The organism is Actinoalloteichus caeruleus DSM 43889, assembly GCF_000429185.2.
Lineage (GTDB): Bacteria > Actinomycetota > Actinomycetes > Mycobacteriales > Pseudonocardiaceae > Actinoalloteichus_B > Actinoalloteichus_B caeruleus.
Genome location: NZ_AUBJ02000001.1, coordinates 3,275,125 through 3,294,384 on the forward strand (window position 1 = coordinate 3,275,125; position 19,260 = coordinate 3,294,384).

The 19,260-nt window shown below is 74.0% G+C and carries 12 protein-coding genes and 1 pseudogene; 4 read left to right on the forward strand and 9 right to left on the reverse strand.

The features are described from left to right. Positions 1-59: 59 nt before the first annotated feature. Positions 60-1,760: a DUF2207 family protein gene (locus G443_RS12545; protein ID WP_026417256.1), complete on the reverse strand. Its 1,701-nt coding sequence runs from the start codon at positions 1,758-1,760 to the stop codon at positions 60-62. 448 nt (positions 1,761-2,208) lie between these two features. Here G443_RS12545 and G443_RS12550 point away from each other — a divergent pair, with 448 nt between their 5' ends. After that, the gene (locus tag G443_RS12550) at positions 2,209-3,288 is read left to right on the forward strand and encodes a neutral zinc metallopeptidase (RefSeq protein ID WP_051712629.1); all 1,080 of its coding nucleotides are present in this window, start codon (positions 2,209-2,211) and stop codon (positions 3,286-3,288) included. A gap of 141 nt (positions 3,289-3,429) precedes the next feature. Here the strand turns inward: G443_RS12550 and G443_RS12555 are convergent, their stop codons facing one another. Both G443_RS12555 and G443_RS12560 read right to left on the reverse strand, forming a co-directional pair. Next, the gene (locus G443_RS12555) at positions 3,430-4,338 is read right to left on the reverse strand and encodes a hypothetical protein (RefSeq protein WP_155886015.1); all 909 of its coding nucleotides are present in this window, start codon (positions 4,336-4,338) and stop codon (positions 3,430-3,432) included. A gap of 69 nt (positions 4,339-4,407) precedes the next feature. After that, positions 4,408-5,508: a potassium channel family protein gene (locus G443_RS12560; protein ID WP_026417257.1), complete on the reverse strand. Its 1,101-nt coding sequence runs from the start codon at positions 5,506-5,508 to the stop codon at positions 4,408-4,410. 424 nt (positions 5,509-5,932) lie between these two features. On the opposite strand from G443_RS12560, the gene G443_RS12565 reads away from it, so the two are divergent. Beyond that, complete coding sequence (locus tag G443_RS12565; RefSeq protein WP_248783754.1) at positions 5,933-6,358, forward strand: hypothetical protein; 426 nt, start codon at positions 5,933-5,935, stop codon at positions 6,356-6,358. Positions 6,359-6,987: 629 nt separating this feature from the next. Here G443_RS12565 and G443_RS12570 read toward each other — a convergent pair. From G443_RS12570 to G443_RS12580, 3 genes and pseudogenes are all read right to left on the reverse strand, one after another. Next, positions 6,988-7,608, reverse strand: a complete 621-nt coding sequence (locus G443_RS12570; RefSeq protein ID WP_026417260.1) for a hypothetical protein — start codon at positions 7,606-7,608, stop codon at positions 6,988-6,990. Between the two features lie 50 nt (positions 7,609-7,658). Next, positions 7,659-11,128: pseudogene (locus tag G443_RS12575) on the reverse strand (ATP-dependent helicase). 85 nt (positions 11,129-11,213) lie between these two features. Beyond that, complete coding sequence (locus G443_RS12580) at positions 11,214-14,630, reverse strand: ATP-dependent helicase (protein WP_026417262.1); 3,417 nt, start codon at positions 14,628-14,630, stop codon at positions 11,214-11,216. 134 nt (positions 14,631-14,764) lie between these two features. On the opposite strand from G443_RS12580, the gene G443_RS12585 reads away from it, so the two are divergent. Continuing rightward, positions 14,765-15,082 (forward strand): MGMT family protein, encoded by a 318-nt coding sequence (locus G443_RS12585; RefSeq protein ID WP_026417263.1) that lies wholly within the window; start codon positions 14,765-14,767, stop codon positions 15,080-15,082. 104 nt (positions 15,083-15,186) lie between these two features. Here G443_RS12585 and G443_RS12590 read toward each other — a convergent pair whose 3' ends face one another. Then, positions 15,187-16,029 carry a uroporphyrinogen-III synthase gene (locus G443_RS12590; RefSeq protein WP_026417264.1) on the reverse strand — a complete coding sequence of 281 codons (843 nt, stop codon included), beginning with the start codon at positions 16,027-16,029 and terminating at the stop codon, positions 15,187-15,189. 177 nt (positions 16,030-16,206) lie between these two features. Between G443_RS12590 and G443_RS12595 the strand changes: the two genes are divergently transcribed. Then, on the forward strand, positions 16,207-17,004 hold the full coding sequence (locus G443_RS12595; protein ID WP_026417265.1) for an SAM-dependent methyltransferase: 798 nt from the start codon (positions 16,207-16,209) through the stop codon (positions 17,002-17,004). A 22-nt stretch (positions 17,005-17,026) separates the two neighbouring features. Here G443_RS12595 and G443_RS12600 read toward each other — a convergent pair whose 3' ends face one another. After that, positions 17,027-17,824 carry a TIGR02569 family protein gene (locus G443_RS12600; protein ID WP_211237449.1) on the reverse strand — a complete coding sequence of 266 codons (798 nt, stop codon included), beginning with the start codon at positions 17,822-17,824 and terminating at the stop codon, positions 17,027-17,029. 90 nt (positions 17,825-17,914) lie between these two features. After that, entirely contained in the window at positions 17,915-19,084 is a 1,170-nt protein-coding gene (gene moeZ / locus G443_RS12605; protein WP_026417267.1) for an adenylyltransferase/sulfurtransferase MoeZ, read from the reverse strand. Between the last annotated feature and the right edge of the window lie 176 nt (positions 19,085-19,260).

Here is a 19,260-nt window from a genome sequence, read left to right on the forward strand (position 1 = left end):
CCACAATCGCTACGGCGTGTTGCCGACCGGTCGCGGCGCAGCACCGGTGGCCGGTCCGTTCACCGCAGCGACCTGAGGTGCCCCGACTCGGCGAGCACCCCGTCCAGCTCGGCGAGGAAGCTCGGGAAGTGGGTCGCGAACCGGTCGAGCTCCGGGGTCACGTGGCGGTCCTCCCCCAGGTCCTCGCCGTACCAGTACAGGCCCGGGGTGCCGTCGGCGTCGACGTCCACCGAGGCGAACTCGGTGAGCCACCGGTCGGTCTCGCCGAGCACCACCGCGTAGGGCAGCGAACGGGAGAACACCACCTCGCGGTCCTCGGGTGGGACGGTGCTGACCGGAACGGTGTCCAGGTACTGCCGCAGCCCCCGGACCTGCGCGACCAGGTCGCGACCGCGCCGGGTCCGGGAGGGGATCCACCGGGAGAGCGCCGTGACCACGACGCCGGCGGCGAGCACGCCCAAACCGACCAGCGCGAGGTCGGTGGTGAAGACCAGGACCGCCGTCGCGGCGACCCCGGCGGTGGAGAGGGCGGCACCGGCCCACCACCACCGGTTGCGGGCCCGGTCGGGCCGCACGGAGAACCAGTGCTGGCGGACGACGTCGTCGTACAGCTCGTCCCGCACGCGGGCCAGGTCGATGCGCTGACCTCCCCGACGCCAGTCGCTGAGCCGGACCTCCCGCAGGGGTGCGCGGTCACCGCCACCGCCGAGCAGTGCCTCGTACACGGCGAGCTCGTACGGGTGCAGCGCCTCGTCCGGCTCGTTGCGGCGCACGATCCGCCAGTCGAGGACGCCGTCGTCGACGTGCAGCTCCTCGATCCACAGGTAGTTCCGGACGGCGAGGTCCACCACGGTCGCGGTGACGTCCACGACGTCGACGTGCTCGTCGACGACGGTGCCCACCTGCCCGGGCAGCACCCCGTCGGGGCTGGCGAAGCCGACACCACCGCCCTCCTCGGCCACCAGCACCTCGACCGGGTCGCTCTCCCGCGCGAGGGCCAGGGCGTCCCGGCGCCGCGCGTGGAACAGCCACCCCACCGCGCCGAGGGTGAGGGCGAGCACCACACCGAGGCCGGCGGCGCTGCCAGGGTGGAGGGAGAAGGCCCTGGCCAGGTCGAAGGTCTCCTCGAACCGCGCGGTGGCCGGCGTCGTCCCGGGTTCCAGGCCGACGGTGAGGTCGATGCGGTCACCGGGCTCCACCCCGATCTCCCGGGCGCTGGCGGGCTGCCCGACGTCCAGTTGGGACACGGTGCAGTTCGTGCTGGTGCCTGGCGGCCCGGCCAGGCAGGTGATGGTGCGGGGCTGGGTGGGGGAGACGAAGGAGATCGTGACCGAGTCGACCGGGACGTCCCACCCGCCGAGCCGCCAGTAGGCCTCCTGACCGGCCCCCGCGTCGGCGACGGCGCCGTCCACGGTGTACCGCACCGTCGACTCTCCCGGTTCGGCCGTGTAGCCGAACCCGTCGTCCTCCCGCACCAGGGTCGCCGCGCCCTCGGCCACCGGGTCACGCACCTCGAAGACCCGGTCCAGCCCCTCCCCCGAGGGCAGTCGGAGCGGCACCGCCCTCGATGCGGACATCCCGTCCGGGACGAGGACGTGCTCGACGACCATCAGCGATCCGTCCCGCTCCAGCCGGAGGTCGACCTGGGCGCTCACCGTGCCCGGCAGCCCGGGTGGCGCCTGGGCGGGCGCCGGCGCGCCGAGACCGGCGGCACCGGCCAACATCAGGGCGGACGCGGTGAGCCCCCAGTTAGTCAACACGGCAGCGGAGAATAGCGGAGCCGACCTATGCTCTGGGCCGGTTCACCGGAGCGCTCCTCGAGGAAGTGCGTTCCGCGGACGCGTGGACGGTCCCGGAGCCGTGGTGGATCGGCACCGGTCGGCGGTGGCCAACCGCCGACAACCGTGAGCGCGTACAGGGGGAACCAGTCATATGTCGCAGCCGAACCCGCCTGACGGGTCCTGGCCGCCGCCTCGTCCCGTCGCGCCCCCGCCGGTGGCGCGACCGTTGGGCCGTCCCGGGACCGGCCGGGGGGCCCGCGCCGCGCAGCGGGGCGCGGACCCCTCGCGGCCCGACCAGCGGGCCCAGGGCGTGGCGAGGCCACCGGCGGACGGGGGCCGCGCCGCTGGTGGGGCGGGGGCGATGCCGGTTGCCGGCCCGACGGGGCCGGGACGCCAGCCGCTGCCGCCACCCAGGCCGGCGGCACGGATGCCGACCCACCCCCTGCGCGGCGCCCGCCCGGCGCCGCCGACCGGCGCCCGATTCGCCGACAGCGACGCCCCGTTACCCCAGCGCCCGGGCCGGGGAGGTAACGGGTGGCCTGGCTGGCTGCTGGCCATCGGCCTGGGTGCCACCGTCGTCGCCGTCGTCGCCGTCGCCTCGTCCGGCAGCGGACCCCGGTCCGGCCAGGAGGCCTCGGAACGCCGCACCGAGTTCGTCGTCCCCACGCCACCGCCGACACCGCCGCCGAGGGACCTGCCGGTCCCTCCCGAACGCCCCGAACGCCCCGAACCGACCGAGGACACCCCGCTGGTCGAGCCGACAGAGGAGGCGCCGCCGCCTCCCCCGCCCGCGCCTCACCCGGTGCTGCTGCTCGCCGACAACCCGATCCACGCGGGCGGTCTGCGTGCCGCCGACACCACCGCCTGCCAGCTGGCCGGCTTCAGCCCGGACGCGGCGGGGCAGGAGACCTACTACCGGTCGGCCATGCCCTGCGCGGTCGACTCGTGGTCCCACGCGCTGGAGGCCGTGAACCTCCCGAGCACCGAACCGGCGCTGGTGGTGATCAACGGGCCCGTGGACACGCCGTGCGGCACCGCGCAGTCCTCCTACTACTGCAGCGGCAACCAGACCATCTACATGGCCGCCGCGGTGCACGCGCAGCAGGAACGGCTCGGTGACTCCCCCGGCCCCTACCTGAGCGTCTTCGCGCACGAGTACGGCCACCACGTCCAGGCGTTGGCCGGGATCATGCAGGCCGCGTGGGACGACCGCTACGAGGTGGGCGTCGACTCCGCGGCGGGGCTGGAGATCTCGCGACGGATGGAACTCCAGGCATCCTGCTTCGGCGGGATGTTGATGGCGGCGATGAACCGGACCGGCGTGGTCGACATCAACACCGCGACGGCGGCGCTCAACGACGCCGCCAACCGGGGGGACTGGCCGCAGAACGGGTCCCGCGACCACGGTGCCCCGGAGCGGAACGGCGCGTGGATGCGGCACGGCTACGAGATCAACCTGACCTTCGAGTGCAACACGTGGGCCGTGGAGTCCGGCCAGGTCAGCTGATCCGACCGCCCTGACGCGGCCCCCCTTCCCACCGGGAACGGGCGCGGCGGGGTTCGGGGCGCCCGTCGAGGGAAGCCGGATCACGCAGCGCGGCCACCCTGGCCGGCCAACCCGGTGGGGGCGACGCGCGGAGGCGTGGTGTCACCTCGGCGTGCCGGGAGGCGGCTCCGGTGGCGGTCCCTCCGGGCGGGCGCCGTCGGCTGGTGGGAAGAACGCGGTCCCCTCCTGACCACGAGCACCGGTGTCCGACTCGCCGGCGCCCACGGGCGGGAAGAAGGCGGTTCCGGTGCTGGGCCCCGCCGGTGTCGGCTCGTGGTCCACGGGTGCGAAGAAGGCGGTTCCCGCCGGCGCCTGTCCTCGGTGGTCGTCCAGCCCGCCCGGCGGGGTCTCCGGATCGCGCGCACCGCCGGTGTCGGACCGGGGCGGGTCCTGGCCGCTCGCGCCCGACCCGAGCCCCCATCCCTCCCGGTACGCGGAGTCCTCGCCGGGTGGGTCCTGGGTGGCGTCCGGCGTGCCGGCGCGGGCGGTCGGTACCTGTCCAGCGGCGCCCAGCCCGCGCTTCCCGCGACCGGTGGGGCCGGGCGCCGGGGTGGCACCGCCCGCGCGGCGGGCCCGCATCCGCCGGATGTCGCGGGTGGTCTGCCGGAGCAGGAAGGCCAGTCCGGCTCCGCCCACCGCCGCGATGGTGAGCAGGACCGCCGAGACCCGGTCGTTGGTCTCCCCCACTCCGGCGGGGCTGGTCCCCGCGAGCCAGACCCGGTACTGGCCGGAACCGAGCCGCACCACCTCGACGTCGAGTTCCCGTTCCTCGTGGTGGCCGCAGGCTTCGAGGTCCGCGACGTGCTGCTCGCCGTCGACGGTGAACATCACCTTGTCGTTCTCGTCGGCGGCGCACTCCCCGGAGACGAGGACGGTGGCGGTCGTCTCGCGGAGTTCACCGGTCCCGGCGTTGAGGGGGAGGATCCTCGTGGCGGCGAAGACGACGGCAAGCCCGAGCACGCCCATCGCGATCATCACCAGCACCCATCGAGCGGGTCCACGCCTCACCACGGTGTGCCATGCTTCCAGACGCTCGGTGTGCGCCGGGTGTGTGTCCCGTCGGCCGAGTCGACCCGGTGTTCAGCCCTGCCCGCCGTCGCCGGGCGGCCGCGCCTGGCCCGACCCGCCGTCGCGCAGGTAGATCACCCGGTCCGCGGGGCGGAGCACCGCCGCCTCCGGCGAGTCGACGGGGACCAGTCCGGCGTCGCGCACGACGGCGAGCACCGGTCCGGTGATGTCCCGGGGGGACCGCCCGTACTCGTCCGGGGTGAGGGCTCTCTCGGCCAACACGACCTCCGCGTCGGAGCTGATGATCGTCTCGAAGAGGTCGACCAGGGAGGGCGACAGGGTCGCCATGCCCAGCAGCCTGCCGGCGGTCTCGCTGGACACCACGACGGAGTCCGCACCGGACTGCCGGAGCAGGTGGACGTTCTCGGACTCGCGCACCGCCACCACCACCTGCGCGTGGGGCGCGAGCTCGCGGGTGGTCAGGGTCATCAGGACGGCGGCGTCGTCGCGGTCCGGCGCGATCACGACGGACCGGGCTCGATGGACCTCGGCCATGCGGAGCACGTCCGACCGGGTGCCGGACCCGTGCACGGCCACCAGCCCGTGCGCCTCGGCGCTTTCCAGCACCCGGGGGTCGGTGTCGACGACGACGAGTTCCGACACGTCGACGCCGTCGTTCATCAGGGCCGCGATCGCGGACCTGCCCTTGGTCCCGTATCCGATGATGACGACGTGGTCCTTCACCCGCGACCTCCAGCGTTGGATTCTCAGGGTCTGCCGGGACCGCTCGGTGAGGACCTCCAGCGTGGTGCCGACGAGAATGATGAGGAAGAGCACGCGGAGCGGGGTGATGACGACGACGTTCACCAGTCGCGCCCCTGGGGAGACCGGCACGATGTCGCCGTACCCCGTCGTGGACAGGGACACGCTCGCGTAGTAGAAGCAGTCCAGCAGGGACAGACCACCGCCGGTGAAGTCGAGGTAGCCGTCCCGCTCGACGTAGACCAGTGCCACGGAGACGAGCAGTGCCGCGAGTGCGACGACGAGGCGGCGAGCGATCGACCGCAGCGGACTCACGCCGGCGTGGGGCATTCGAATGATGCCGACCAGATTGTCCGGTTTCGCGGCGAGTAGCCGCTCCGGGCGCCTCACTCCCCGCCACGCGGCCCGCATGCTCGCCCTCACGGCCTCTCGCATCCCGTCGTGGTCGACCCGCCGAAGTGGGCGCCGGCCGGGGAACCGGCGCCGTCGGGCGGGATCTCCGCTCGACCACCGTAGGGCGGTCGCGGCCGCCGTCCTGACAGGACACCCCGTCGCGACCTGGTGAAAGAACGGATTTACCGGGTAGTCGAGAATGTGCGCAGCGCTGTCGAGGAGAATGCGTACCAGCGATTTCGAGTGGCTCCCTGTCCTCGTTCGATGAAGAGTTGAGCCGCTGTTGGATAAAGATTCAGACGCGCTGTAACGACATCGCCAGCACAGGTGATTAGATGTAGGGGTGCCGTCACTCCAGCAGGCTGCCACTGCGCTCGGTTGGCGCGGTCAGCTCATCACCGAGGTTTCCGTTCTCGGCCAGCGCGTCTCCGCCCTGGTACGGGTGCGCGAAGACGTGCACCGCTGGCGGATGGAGAACGGCTGGCCCCCGGAACCCGACCCTTCCTGGTTCCGTTCGTGGTTCGAGCCGACACTGCACGACCAGATCCCGGTGCCCGCAGTGGACCTCGTCGGGGTCCTGGTCACGGAGTCCCGGGCCGGCAGGGCGTTGCGGTCCTGCGGCACGCTGATGACGCTCGCCCCGTGCGCCGTCGTGCTGCCGTCCAGCCAGACCTCCGACCCCTGGCCGCTCGTCGAGCTGGACTTCTACGGGATCGGCGTCGTCACGATCGACGAGGAGGGGGACGCCTCCGTCGCGATCAGCCCGGAGGACAGGTCCCAGGAGTTCGGGGGTTCGGTCTTCGGACGCTGGCTGCTCGAACTGCTCTACCACCGGGTCATGACCAGCGTGCTGTCACCCCCGCGCTGAGGAGCCCCCACCCGCCTCCCGGATCCCCGGTGTTCCGCCCGGGTGGTCGGCGGTGATTTCCGGCGAACTCAGGTCCGTGATGGGAACGGGGACCGCGTCGCACGCCGTCCACCTGTCCCGCTCGCCGCGTCGGCCCACGCGGCGCACGGTGTCGGTCAGCAGCCCTGGGATCCGGGCCCCTGCCGCGGCGAGGCGCCCGTCCCGTCGAGCGGCGACCGCCACGGGATGGTGGCGTCCACCGGATCCGGCCACGCGCAAGCCGAGTGGTACCGCCGTCGCCCGCCCTGGGTGGGCCAACCGGCCGACGTCACCCGAGCTGGGGCGCGGGCGGCCACCACCGGCCGTCGGCACTGGTGCGCGGCACTTCTCGGGATCCGAGGGGCGCCGGGAGGCGCGGGCTTCGTCGACCGTGCCTGACGGTGCCCGTCGTGGGATCGACAGGCAGTGCGCCGGGCCGTGGCCCGGGCACCTCGGCACTCCCGGGAACCCGGGAGGGATACCGCGTCCGTCCCGTCCACACCGTCGGCACGGGTAACGGAACTGGGCGGTGGAGCCCCCGACAGGGAAGGGGACGTCGGTGCGGGGAACTCTCCCCCGCTCCGTCCTCCCCACCGCCGCCACGAGGCCGATCAGGCCGGGACCAGCTCGTACTCCTGCCAGTTCAGCGCCTCGGGATTCCACTCCATCCCCCGGCCCTCCTGGAGCGCGCGCAACGCGTGCATGCTGTGCGGCCACCGGCGGACGACATCGACGATGGCGATGGCCACCATCTCCTCCGCTGTCCGCTGTTGCTCACCCGGCCCCAGGACGAGCAGGTTCCCGTCCTCCTGCCGGAGATCGGACAACCGGACCTCACCGGAGAGCACCCTGCGCTCGACGAGCACCGGCCGGTTGGGCGGCAGCGCGTCCGGCCAGGACTGCCGGTCGAGGTCCGCCGCGACCGGGTCACTGCACTGACCGCAGGTGCAGCCGCCGCCCACGGCCCAGCCGTGCTGGGCCCAGTGCCACACGGCCGAGCTGCCGTTGTTCAGATCAGTGAGCCCTGCGACGTGCGGCCACGCGTCCACCACACCGCCGAGGGTGGTGGACCGGGTGGACGTCTCGTCACTGCCGGGACCGAAGAACGACCAGGTGCCGTCCTCGTCCCGGTCAACACGAACCAGGGGCGCCTTGAGCGCCACAACATCCTCTGCGACCTGGACCTCCGTCGTGGGAGACGTGGCCAGCTTCCAGTGCGTATTTTCCGACATCGCGGGCATCGTCGCGAGGAAACGCCCGGGGTACAAGGACCGCCACTCGATCAGGTGTCACCCGAAGAAGGGATTTTGCGCACCAGGTCCCGGAGGCCGTCAACGTCCAACAGATCCGCAGGTCGCAGGGTCCTGTTCTCGGGTACGAAGTGGAACGCCGCCCTAACCCGATCCAGTGGCGAACCGGTCAACGCGGCCCACGCGAGCCGGTACGCGGCGAGCTGGACCGCCAGCGCCGGCACCCGGTCGGGAGCCGGCGCCCGCCCCGTCTTCCAGTCCACGACGGTCCACCCCCCATCCTCGTCGGCGAACACGGCGTCCATCCGCCCTCGCACCACCACCCCGTCGACCGTGGTCTCGAACGGGACCTCGACCTCGGCCGGCGTACGAGCGGCCCAGTCGCTGTCGAGGAACGCCGCCTGGAGGTCCTCCAGGCCCGTCTCCAGCAGCTCCTCGTCCGAGGCCCCCGGGAGGTCGTCCACGTCCAGCAGCCTGGTCGCGCCGAACCGCTGCTCCAACCACTCGTGGAAGGTCGTGCCCCGCCGGGCGTGCCGGTCCGGCTTCCGGGGAAGCGGTCGGCGCAGCCTGGCCGCCAGCTCCTCGGGGTCGGCGGCCAGCTCGACGAGCTGGCTGACCGACAACTGCCCGGGCAGCCGCACCTCCTCGCGGCGGGTCCCGGCCGCGGCCCGCTCCGCGAGCAGCACCCGGACGTCCCGGTGCCACCCCTCGGGGTCGTGGACGGGGTCGATCCGGGACGCGGGAGGGCCGGCCCGCCCGTCCTCCCCGGTGGAGGCGTGCCCCACCCTCCTGAACGAACCCATCTTCCGGCGCACCAGCTCCGCGCCCGCCGCCACGACCGGGCGGCGGTCACCGAGCGGGTCACTCGGCCAGACGTCGGTCCGCCCCTCGGAGGTGAGCGGGTTGACGTCATCCCGCTCCGGTGGGGGAGCCCACCCCTCGACGCGCCCGCCCGGGTACACCCCCACCGGCGAGTCCCCGCCGGCCCGGCCGTCACCGACGACGGCGGCCAGCACCTCCTCCAGGAACTCCGAGGGGCCCCTGGGCGCAGCCCCGGTCTCGCCCCACCAGTGCCCGGACACCAGCAGGACCCGCTCCGACCGCGTCAGCGCGACGTAGCAGAGCCGGCGTTCCTCGGTGAGCCGGCGCTCCTCGAACTCCTCCGCGTGCCGCGCCAACTCCTCAGCCACCTGCTTGCGGTCCGAACAGCCCGCGAGCGCCAACCGGGGGAGATCGGCCGCGTCGCCGCGCAACTCGGCGGGCAGCTCCGACACCGAACCCAACCAGCTCGTGGACCTCCTCGCGCCGGGGAAGACCGTGCGCACGAGGTGCGGCACGGCGACGACCTCCCACTCGAGCCCCTTGGCCGAGTGCGCGGTCACGACCTGCACCCGGTCCTCCGCGACCTCGATCTCGCCTGGCTCCAGGCCGTCCTCCGCGTGTTCGGCGGTACGGAGGTAGTCGATCAGCGAGGGGAGCGTCGCCGAGGGGCTGGCGGAGGCGAACTCGGCCACCACGCCGGCGAAGGCGTCGAGGTGGGCGCGGCCGGCCCGGTCCAGTCTGGCCAGCCCCTCGATGTCGAGCAGCAACGTGCGTTCCACGTCGGCGACCAGGTCGGGCAGCGGCTGGTCCAGCCGGCGCCGCAGCGCCGCCAGTTCCGAGCCGAACCCGCGAATCCTCCGGTACCCCTCCCGCGAGTACTGACCCGGCGGTCCGGGATCGTCGACCGCGTCCACCAGCCCGGTGCGCTCCGCCGACTCCGCGGCGCCGACCAGCGATGGGCCGCCGTCCCCCGCGTCCCCCTCCCGCCGGGAACCGTCGGACCCGTCCTCGGCCCCGGCGCCCGAGGACGCCGTCGCGGTCCCGGCCGTCGCCTGTTCCCCACCAAGGGAGCGCGCGCGCCGCCACAGGGCGGCCAGGTCGGCAGCGCCCAGCCGCCACCGCGATCCGGTGAGCAGCCGCGCCGCCGAGGTCCCCGCGAGGGGGTCGACCAGGACGCGCAGCGCGCTCACCAGTTCGCGCACCTCGGGTTCGTCCAGCAGACCGCCCAGGCCCACCACCTCGACCGGAAGCCCCCGAGCGCGCAACGCCGCTGCGATCCCGGCCATGTCGGCCCGCCGCCGCACCAACACCGCGGCGGTCGGCGGCGCCCCCGTCTCGGCGACCGACCGTTCCCACTCCTCGCCGATCCGGTTGGCCACCCACTCCCGTTCGGCCCGGACGTCCTCGGTGAGGGCGACGCTGACGGCACCGGGACCGGCGTCGGCGCGGGGCGCAGCCGGGGGACCCGCAGCGCCGGGACCGCCCCGTCCGCGTCGGTCCCGTTCCCGGGCCCGGCACTCGACGCGCCGCCCCGCAGGGGCTCGGAGATCGCGTTGGCGAGGTCGAGCACCTCGGGCGGGTTGCGGAAACTGGTGAGCAGGTGGTGCTGCCGCGCGGGGCCTGCCCCGCCGTGCTGGTCGAGGCGGGGGAAGTCGCTGGCGAACCTGGGCAGGTTCGCGGCGCTCGCCCCCCGCCACCCGTAGATCGCCTGGACCGGGTCCCCCACGGCGGTCACCGGCATCGGGGCCGCCCCGCCGAACAGCGCTCGCAACAGGACGCGCTGGGCGTGCCCGGTGTCCTGGTACTCGTCGAGCAGGACGGCGCCGAACCTCGACCGCTCGCCGGAGACGACCTCCGGGTGGTCGGTGGCCAGGCGCGCCGCCAGCGACATCTGGTCGGCGAAGTCGACGGCACCCGCCCGCCGCTTCCGGCGGGCGTAGTCGGCGAGCAGGGGCAGCAGGGCGACCCGGAGCCGTTGGGTGGCCAGGATCCGCTGGAGGTCCTTGGGCAGTCCGGCGCGTTGCCGCGCCGCGCGCGGGGCGTTCTCCACCGCGTCCAGGAAGCGGGTCGTCCAGCGGACGAGGTCGTCGGGGTCCACGAGGTGCTCGGCGAGTTCTCCCGACAGGTCCAGCACCAGGTTGGTGATGGTCGCGGGGACCTTGTCGGTGTCGATGTCCTCCGTCCAGGTGGAGACGACCCGGTGCGCGAGCTGCCAGGCCGCGGTCTCGGTGAGCGGACGGGCTCCCGGTTCGACCGGGACCCGCAGACCGTGCTCGGCGACCAGCCTCCCGGCGTAGGCGTGGTAGGTGAGGACCGTCGGGTCGCAGGCCAGGAGCGCGGCCCTGCGTTGCCCGCCCGGGTCGAGGCGGTCCAGCAGCGGCGAGGCGGCCAACCGCCGCAGCCGGGCCCGCACCCGGTCACCCAGCTGTCCGGCGGCCTTCCGGGTGAAGGTCAGCCCGAGGACGCGCTCCGGGGCGACGATGCCGTTGGCGACGAGCCACACCACCCTCGCGGCCATCGTCTCCGTCTTCCCGGCCCCGGCACCGGCGATCACCAGGGCGGGTTCGACCGGGGCCGCGATGACGGCGACCTGTTCGGGGGTGGGAACGGCCAGCCCGAGTTCGCGGGCCAGCTCCACCGGTCCGATCAGGTCGCTGCCGCGTTCCGCCGTGACCGTCATAGCCCGATTCTGGACCCCGGGCGCGAGCTCCTCACGCCGACTCCCCGTCTCGCGGGCACCTGCCCCAGCGCGGGACGGGGTGCCGTCACTCCCCGACCTGGCGGCCGGAGGGGTGGAGGGGACAGCTGAACCGCGCGGGGCACCGGTCGCAGTCCTCGCTCTCGTTGACGTCGTAGCGCGGGCCACGGCTGGCCTCCCCGGCCGCGCGGACGGTGCCCAGCCACTGGCGGACGCCCTCGTCGTCCAGCGGTCGCTGGGTCCGTTCCGTCGCGGAGCCGGATCTGGCGTCCGGTTTGGCCACGTAGAGCAGGCGCGCGCCACCGGGGGGGACGACGCGTCCCCCGGTCTCGTCGTCGTCCGCCGCGCCGAACTCGCTGAAGGCACCCAGGGCCGCCGCGAGCTGGTAGACGGCCAACTGCGGATGCTCCTCGGCCGCCTTCGCGGTGACGGCGGCCCGAGCGGTCTTGATGTCCACCACGACGGGACGGCCGTCGGCGTCGACGTCGAGCCGGTCGACCCGGCCCCGGACGAGCAGCCACGCCCCGCCCGGTCGTTCCGGGGGGATCTTGAGGTCCATCGGGTGTTCCACCGCCACCTGCGTGAGTTCGGCGCGGCTGCTGGTGAACCAGGCCAGGAACGAGTCGAGCATCGCCTCGACCCGGCGGCGTTCACGTCGGGAGAACCAGGGCGCGCCCGCGTCGACCGACTCCCAGGCCCGGTCCAGCTCCGCCCGCAACTCGTCCGGCGTGGCCCCCGTCGCCGCCCGTTCGACCAGGGCGTGCACCAGGGTTCCCGTCACCGAGGCCAGCTGCGCCTCGTCCTGCCCCCCGTGGCGTTCCACCACCCAGCGCAACGGGCACCGGGTCAGGACGTCCACGGTGGACGGGGAGACGCGCAGCGCCTCGCCGTCGGGCCACAACGGGTCGTCCGTGGAGGGTGCTCCGAGCCCGTACCAGGAGGCGGGGTCCGCTCCGGGGACCCCGGCCACGGCGAGTTCGGCGAGGGCGGCCGCCGCCCGGTCACGCCGGTCCGGGTCCTCGTCCTCCGCTACCGGAGCGCAGACCACGCTCCGGAGTTCGGCGACGAGTTCGGCCAGTCCGAGGCCGCGGGGAGGCCGGAACAGCTGGCGCTTCCCCTCCTGGTCCGCGTCGGTGTCCGTCCCGTCCACCTCGTCGAGGAACCGGGAGGGTTGTTGGTCCTCCCCCCGCACCGCGCTGACGAGCAGGGTGCGGGTCGCCCGGCTCGCCGCCAGCAGCAGCAACCGACGTTCCTCGGCCAACAGGGGGGCGGTGGGGGACACCGGGACGTCGAGGGGCAGCCCGGCCAGGAGGTCGACGAGCCGTTCGACGCGCAGGAGCGAGCCCCGCTGCCGGAGGTCCGGCCAGGTCCCCTCCTGCACGCCGGGGACGGCGACCACCGTCCACTCCCTCCCGGCTGCGGCGTGCGCGGTGAGCACGCTCACCGCCTCCCCCGTCGGCGCGGTGGGCGCGAGGGAGTCGCCGACGATCTGCTGGTCGATCAGCTCCTCCGCGAACGCGGCCGGCCCCTTGCCGACGCTGCGGTGGGTGAAGCGCGCGGCGGCGTCGAAGAGGGCCAGGACGGCGTCGAGGTCCCGGTCGGCCTGGGCCCCCACCGGACCGGACCGGCGGGACCAGGCGAGCCACCGTTCCTGCAGCCCGCTCGCCTCCCAGGCCCGCCACAGCGCCTCCTCGACGTTGGCCCCGTCGGCGACCGCCGTCCTGGCCGCGCCCAGCACCTCGGCGACGGCGTGGACCGGGGCCGAGGTGCGCTCGTCCAGCCCGACCAGGGAGTCCCGGTCGAGAAGCGCCTCGACGAGGAGTTCGCCCGAGGGCCGTTCCACCCCGGCGGCGGTGGCGAGCCGGCGCAGTTCACGTCGGACCCGCTTCATCGTCAGCGGGTCGGCTCCGCCCAGCTGCGATCCCAACAGGTACGTGGCCGTGTCCTCGGTGAGCGCGTCGGGGTCACCGGCGCAGCGCAGCACCTCGACGAGGGGGCGGACCGCGTGCTGTTGGGCGAGGGGGACCTCACTGGCGGACATGGCCAACGGAACCCCGGCGGCGGCGAGTGAGCGCCGCAGCACGGGCAGCGCTCGGGTGGCCGAGCGCACCACGACGGCCATGCTGGACCACGGGACGCCGTCAAGGAGGTGTGCCCGCCGGAACTCGTCCGCGATCCAGGTGGCCTCCTGCGCGGCGGTGCCCAGCACCCGGACCCGCACGCTCCCGGTGTCGGTGTCGGTGTCGGTGTCGGTGTCGGTGTCGGTGTCGGTGTCGGCGTCGGTCCCGGTCCCGGTCCCGGTCCCGGAGGGTGCCCGCGACGGCGCCGGTGAGGTGCGGGACGCGCGCGGCGCACCGTCGGTCGCCTCGCGGGCGGGGACCTCCTGATCGCCCCCGCCGTCGGTGTCCGCCTCGGCGGGCCCGCGCAGGTCGCGCTGCGGCCCGGTACCGGGGAGCCTCGCCGCCAGTCTGCGCACCGCCTCCCGGACGGCGGGAGCCATCCGGTGGTCGGTGGTGAGGACGGTGGTGCGTCGCCCGTCCGGGTCCGCGTCCAGCAGTCCGCGGGGATCGGCGCCTCGGAACGAGAAGACCGTCTGGTCGGGGTCGCCGGCCAGCACGAGCTCCCGCGCGCCGTCACCCACCTCCCGGACGAGGCGGTACTGGAGCGGGTCCAGGTGCTGGGCGTCATCGACGAACAGGTGGTGAACCCTGGCCCGTTCGGTCGCGAGGAGTTCCTCGTCCGCCCCCAGCGCGCCCAGGGCGCTGGAGACGAGTTCCGCCGCGTCCATCGCCGGTGCCGCCTGCGGCGACGCGCTCCCCGACGCGGCGCGCAGCAGGTTCACCTGTTCGTACTGCTCCCCGAACCGCCCGGCCGCGACCCACTCCCGAACGCCGTGCCGTTCCCCCAGCTCGGCCAGGTCCTCGGGGCCGAGGCCGCGTTCGGCGGCGCGCAGCAGCAGGTCGCGGAGTTCGGCCGCGAAGCCGGGGAGCAGCAGCGCCGGCCGGAGGTGCGCAGGCCAGTTCGTCGCTCCGGCGCCCACATCGCCGGCGAGCAGGTCACGGATCACCGCGTCCTGGTCGGGGCCCGACAGCAACCGAGGCGGTGGGGCACCGACGAGGAGCGCCTCACGACGCAGGATGCCGAAGGCGTAGGAGTGGACGGTGCGCACCATCGGCTCCCGCACCGTCACCGGCGAACCCGCCTGCCCGGACCGGGACGCGACCAGGCCGGTGATCCGGGTCCGCAACTCCGAGGCGGCCCGCCGCCCCGAGGTCAGCACCAGCACGCTTTCCGGATCGCTCCCGGACAGGATCCGGTGGGCGGCGGCCTCGGCGAGCAAGGTGGTCTTCCCGGTGCCCGGTCCGCCCAGCACGCGGAGCAGGCCGGATCCGTGGTGGAGGACCCGCAGCGCCGCCTGGTCCCACCGGTGCGGCGTGCCGTCGTGCCGGCGGGCACGGACCAGGGAGGCTGCTGGCGCGCTCATACCCCGATGCAACCACGACACCCCGACGCCGGTGACACCCGCGTCGGCGTGTCGGGCGCGTGACGTGGTCCGGGCGCCGCCGTCCGGAGTTCCTGCCCCGATGGCGGCGCCGGCCCCTGTGGTAGGCAGACCGGGTGAACGACGAACTGGTGGAGCGGGTCCGCGAGGTGGTCCGGTCGATCCCCGCCGGACGCGTGCTCGGTTACGGCGATGTGGCCGAGCTCGCGGGTGCGCCCTCCCCGAGGCTGGTGGGACGGATCCTGGCCGAGGACGGCGCGGACCTGCCGTGGCACCGCGTGCTGCGTTCGGACGGGACCGTCGCCTCCCACCTCGCCGGTCGTCAGCTCGAGCGGCTGCGGGCCGAGGGCGTCGCCGCCCGGGACCGGCGGGTGGACATGCGCCAGTACCGGTGGCGGCCGGCGCCCCCGGGCCAGTCGGGGCTCTGGGACTGACCGGGCTCCGGGACTGACGGGGGCCCCGGGACTGACGGGGCTCTCCCCCACCCGTTCGGTGTCGTGTCCGGGCGAGGCGCCGGGCCGCCGGGCGCGCGGCGGTATCAACCGGCGCCCGTCGCGGCGACGAACGTCGGGAGTTCCCGTTCCAGCTGGCGCGCGAGCGCCCCGGTCCTGGGCCGGTCCGGGGTGCGGACGGGCAGCCCCTCCCGTTCGAGGGGTGCCGCGGTGACCGGACCCACGCAGGCCACGAGGCACGAGGTGCGCAGCGCTCGGCGGAGCGGCTCGCCCCTGCCGGTCCGCTCGGCCCGGCGGAGCAGGTTGGTGGCGGCCGGGGCACTGGTGAAGGTCAGGGCGTGGACCTCGGCCCGGGCCACCGCGTCGATCAGCGAGTCGAGGGGGCCGACGTCCTCCGGGTCGGTCCACCGGTAGACACCGACCGGGATGACCTCGGCGCCCCGACGACGGAGTGCCTCGCAGAACTCGGTCATCGGCTCCCCCTGCTCCTGAACGGCGATCCGCCGACCGTCGAGGTCCCGGCGGAGGAGCTCGTCGAGGACCTCGGCGACCGTCTCGGAGCCGGCCGTCCACGGATCGGGCAGGCCGGCCCCCCGGACGGCGCCGCGTGCCTTCGGCCCGCGGGCCAGCACCTCGGCGGCTCCGAGCCGGCCCAACAGGCCCTCGCGCCGCCCTCGGCCCTCGGCGGTGTCCAGCCAGCCCCGGAAACCCACACCGGTGATCGCCACCACCAGGTCCACCGGGGCGGCGAGCACCGCATCCGTCGCGGCCGCGAGCCGGTCGTCGTCGGCGAGGGCGACGCTGCGGATCGCCGGCCCGTACACCACGCGGGCTCCTCGGCGCTCCAGCAGCCCGCCCAGTTCCTCGGCCCGGCGGGCCGCCGTCACCCCCACGGTCAGCCCGAGCAGCGGGCGGTGGTCCTGCGCCATCGGCCCATCCTCGTCTCTCCTCGGCCCGCTGAACAGGGGGTCGTCCCCGGTTCCGACCCCTGGGCGCACCCCGCCGCGCACCCCGCTCACGTGAAGATCGAAAATTTCACCTGAGCGGGTGAGCCGCCTAGGATTTCGGCGGTTGCGTCGTCAACGTTCGGCTGACTGGGGTGTTGGATGGACTCGGATGGCCCTGACCTGGCACGAGTTGATCTCGGTGCTCCAGGTCTGGCCCGCGTCGTCGACCACCTGCTCGGGGGAGCGCACAGCTTCGCCGTCGACCGGGAGGCCGCGGACGTGCTCGAGTCGGAGATCCCGGGCATCCGGCAGGCGATCCACCAGACCCGCTCCTTCCTGGGACGCGCGGTGCGGTACCTCCTCCGCCGAGGTGTGCGCCAGTTCCTCGACCTCGGCGCGGGGCTGCCCGGCGTGGGCAGCGTGCACGAGATCGCCGCCGCCAGCGGCCGGCCCGCACGGGTGGTCTACGTGGACAACGACCCGATGACGGTGGCGCACGCCAGGCACATGGTCCGGCTCGTGCCGCACACCGCCGCCATCCTCACCGACCTCCGGTCGCCGGCCCTGGTGCTCGACCACGCGGAGTCACGGGCGGTGATCGACCCGGACGAACCCCTGGGCGTCCTGTTGTCCGACGCGCTGCCCGCCGTGCCGGAACCGATCGGGGAGGTGCTCGACGGCTACCTGGACCGCATGGTCGACGGCAGCTACCTGGCGCTGGCCCATCCCACCAGCGAGGGATGGCCCGGAGACGGGAGCCGGTCGAGTGGGGCCTGGGCGCCGGTGGTGCTGCGGACGGCGGCCGACGTGCACGCCCTCTGGGATCGGCTCGACCTGGTACCGCCCGGAGTGGTGCCCGTGCAGGACTGGCGGCCGGACACACCCCTCGACGAGGTGAGCCAGGAGTGCCCGGTGCCGGTGCTGGCGGGTCTGGGACGCGTGCGCCCCCGGGTCTGAGCGCGGCTCCGGCCGCGCGTCCTCAGAGGACCTCGAGCACCAGCTGGGTGGCTCGTTCCAGCCCGGCGAGCGACTGAGGCGTGGACCTCGGGTGCAGGGCGTTGACCGCGAGCCTGAACAACAGGGCGTGCAACAGGGACTGCTCCCACTCGGGCAGGTGGGACCACCTGCGGATCAGGCCAGGATCCGCTCCTCCCCAGGCGAGCCCGTCGACCACCACGACCGCGGCGGCCCACTCGGCCGGCCGCCAGTAGGGCGTGAAGTCGATGACGCCCGGCGAGGAGTCCCGGCTGAACAGCACGTTGCCGAACAGGTCGCCGTGCACCACCTGCGCCCGGAGCCGGGAATGGCGTCGGGACCCCAGCAGCACCTCGAACAGCCGCCCGCCCCGGTCCGGGTCGAGGGTGGTCTCCTCCTCGCCCCACGCCATCCGGTCCGCGACCGAGAAGACGTCACGGCGTTCGTCGAGGAACCGGGGCCGAGCGAGCCCGGCGGTGGCGTCGTGCAACCGGAGGGAGACGGCGACGACCTCGTCGTGGCGGGCCTCCGGCTGCCCGGTCAGGAACCGGGACGCCGCCCAGCCGGACACGACCCACCGCCCGTCCGAGGACCGAACGGACCGGGAGAGCCGCAGGTCGTCCGGGTGCAGTGCCCCGAGGATGGTGGCCGCCCACGCCGCCTCGGCCGGGTTGGACACCGGTCTGAGGACGATCTCACCGCACCGCCACACGCCGGCCGGATCCAGTGGTTCCGGCTCGTCATCCCTGGCACCGAACGCCGCACGCACGTGCAACGGCGGCGGCTCGGGGGTCACACTCACGGGTAGGCACGCTACCGTGGGTGGCCCGGGACGCGGTAGAAACCCAGGTCCGCCCGGCGTGGGCGCCGGTCGTCGCCCCCGGCCGGGTGGTCAGTACGTCGGCAGACCGGGGTCCACGTCCCTGGCCCAGCCGAGCACGCCTCCCCCGACGTGGCTGGCGTCGGAGAAACCAGCCCGGTGCAACGCGGCCAGTGCCTCCGCGGACCGCATCCCGGACTTGCAGTGCAGGACGATGGGCTGGTCCTGCGGCAGTTCCGAGAGGGCCTCGCCGGACAGGATGCGGTCCTTGGGGATCAGCACCGAACCGGGGATGCGGACGATCTCGTACTCGTGGGGCTCCCGGACATCGACGAGGCTGAACTTCTCGCCCCGGTCGAACTTCTCCTTGAGCTCCCTGGGCGTGATCGTGTGGTCGGCCGCCGCCTGCTGGGCGTCCTCCGGGACGACTCCGCAGAAGGAGTCGTAGTCGATCAGCTCGGTGACCGGCTCGGCGTTGGGGTCGCGCCGGATCCGGATCGTCCGGTAGCTCATCTCCAGGGCGTCGTACACCATCAGGCGTCCCAGCAGGGTCTCGCCCACCCCGGTGATCAGCTTGATCGCCTCGGTCACCATCACCGAGCCGATCGAGGCGCACAGGACGCCGAGGACGCCGCCCTCGGCGCAGGACGGGACCATCCCGGGGGGCGGCGGTTCCGGGTAGAGATCGCGGTACTGGGGTCCGTGCTCCGCCCAGAAGACGCTGACCTGCCCCTCGAACCGGAAGATCGAACCCCACACGTAGGGCTTGCCGAGCAGGACGGCCGCGTCGTTGACCAGGTAGCGGGTCGCGAAGTTGTCGGTGCCGTCCAGGATGAGGTCGTACTCGCGGAAGATGTCCAGCGCGTTGCTGGAGTCCAGGCGGACGCGGTGGACGTTCACCGTGACGAAGGGGTTGGTCTCCGCGATCGACTCGCGGGCCGACTCGGCCTTGGGCTTGCCGAGGTCGGACTGGCCGTGGATGATCTGCCGTTGCAGATTGGACTCGTCGACCTCGTCGAAGTCGACGATGCCGAGCGTGCCCACCCCGGCCGCGGCCAGGTACAGCAGCGCTGGGCTACCCAGGCCACCGGCCCCGATCACCAGCACCCTGGCGTTCTTGAGCCGCTTCTGCCCCTCCATCCCGACGTCCGGGATGATCAGGTGCCTGCTGTAGCGGGCGACCTCCTCCCTGGTCAGTTCCTCGGCGGGTTCGACAAGCGGCGGTAGCGTCGCCCCTGGCATTGGCTGTCCTCCTCGTCACCGGCGAGACCGGCACAGTGTGCCTCTCCCGGGGAACGCGCGGACAGGCCACCGGAATTCCCGTCCCAACCAGTGGACGGCACCGGGGTACCGGGCGGTGGCTCCGCCTCCGTCCATGCCATGCGGACGCCGGGGGACACCACGGACACCGGCGGCCG

Bases quoted from the DNA above. Each gene is read 5' to 3' on its own strand.
- G443_RS12550 (WP_051712629.1), top strand. From the start codon at position 2,209: ATGCCGACCCACCCCCTGCGCGGCGCCCGCCCGGCGCCGCCGACCGGC.
- G443_RS12560 (WP_026417257.1), bottom strand. From the start codon at position 5,508: ATGCGGGCCGCGTGGCGGGGAGTGAGGCGCCCGGAGCGGCTACTCGCC.
- G443_RS12570 (WP_026417260.1), bottom strand. From the start codon at position 7,608: ATGTCGGAAAATACGCACTGGAAGCTGGCCACGTCTCCCACGACGGAG.
- G443_RS12580 (WP_026417262.1), bottom strand. From the start codon at position 14,630: ATGAGCGCGCCAGCAGCCTCCCTGGTCCGTGCCCGCCGGCACGACGGC.
- G443_RS12590 (WP_026417264.1), bottom strand. From the start codon at position 16,029: ATGGCGCAGGACCACCGCCCGCTGCTCGGGCTGACCGTGGGGGTGACG.
- G443_RS12595 (WP_026417265.1), top strand. From the start codon at position 16,207: ATGGACTCGGATGGCCCTGACCTGGCACGAGTTGATCTCGGTGCTCCA.
- moeZ (WP_026417267.1), bottom strand. From the start codon at position 19,084: ATGCCAGGGGCGACGCTACCGCCGCTTGTCGAACCCGCCGAGGAACTG.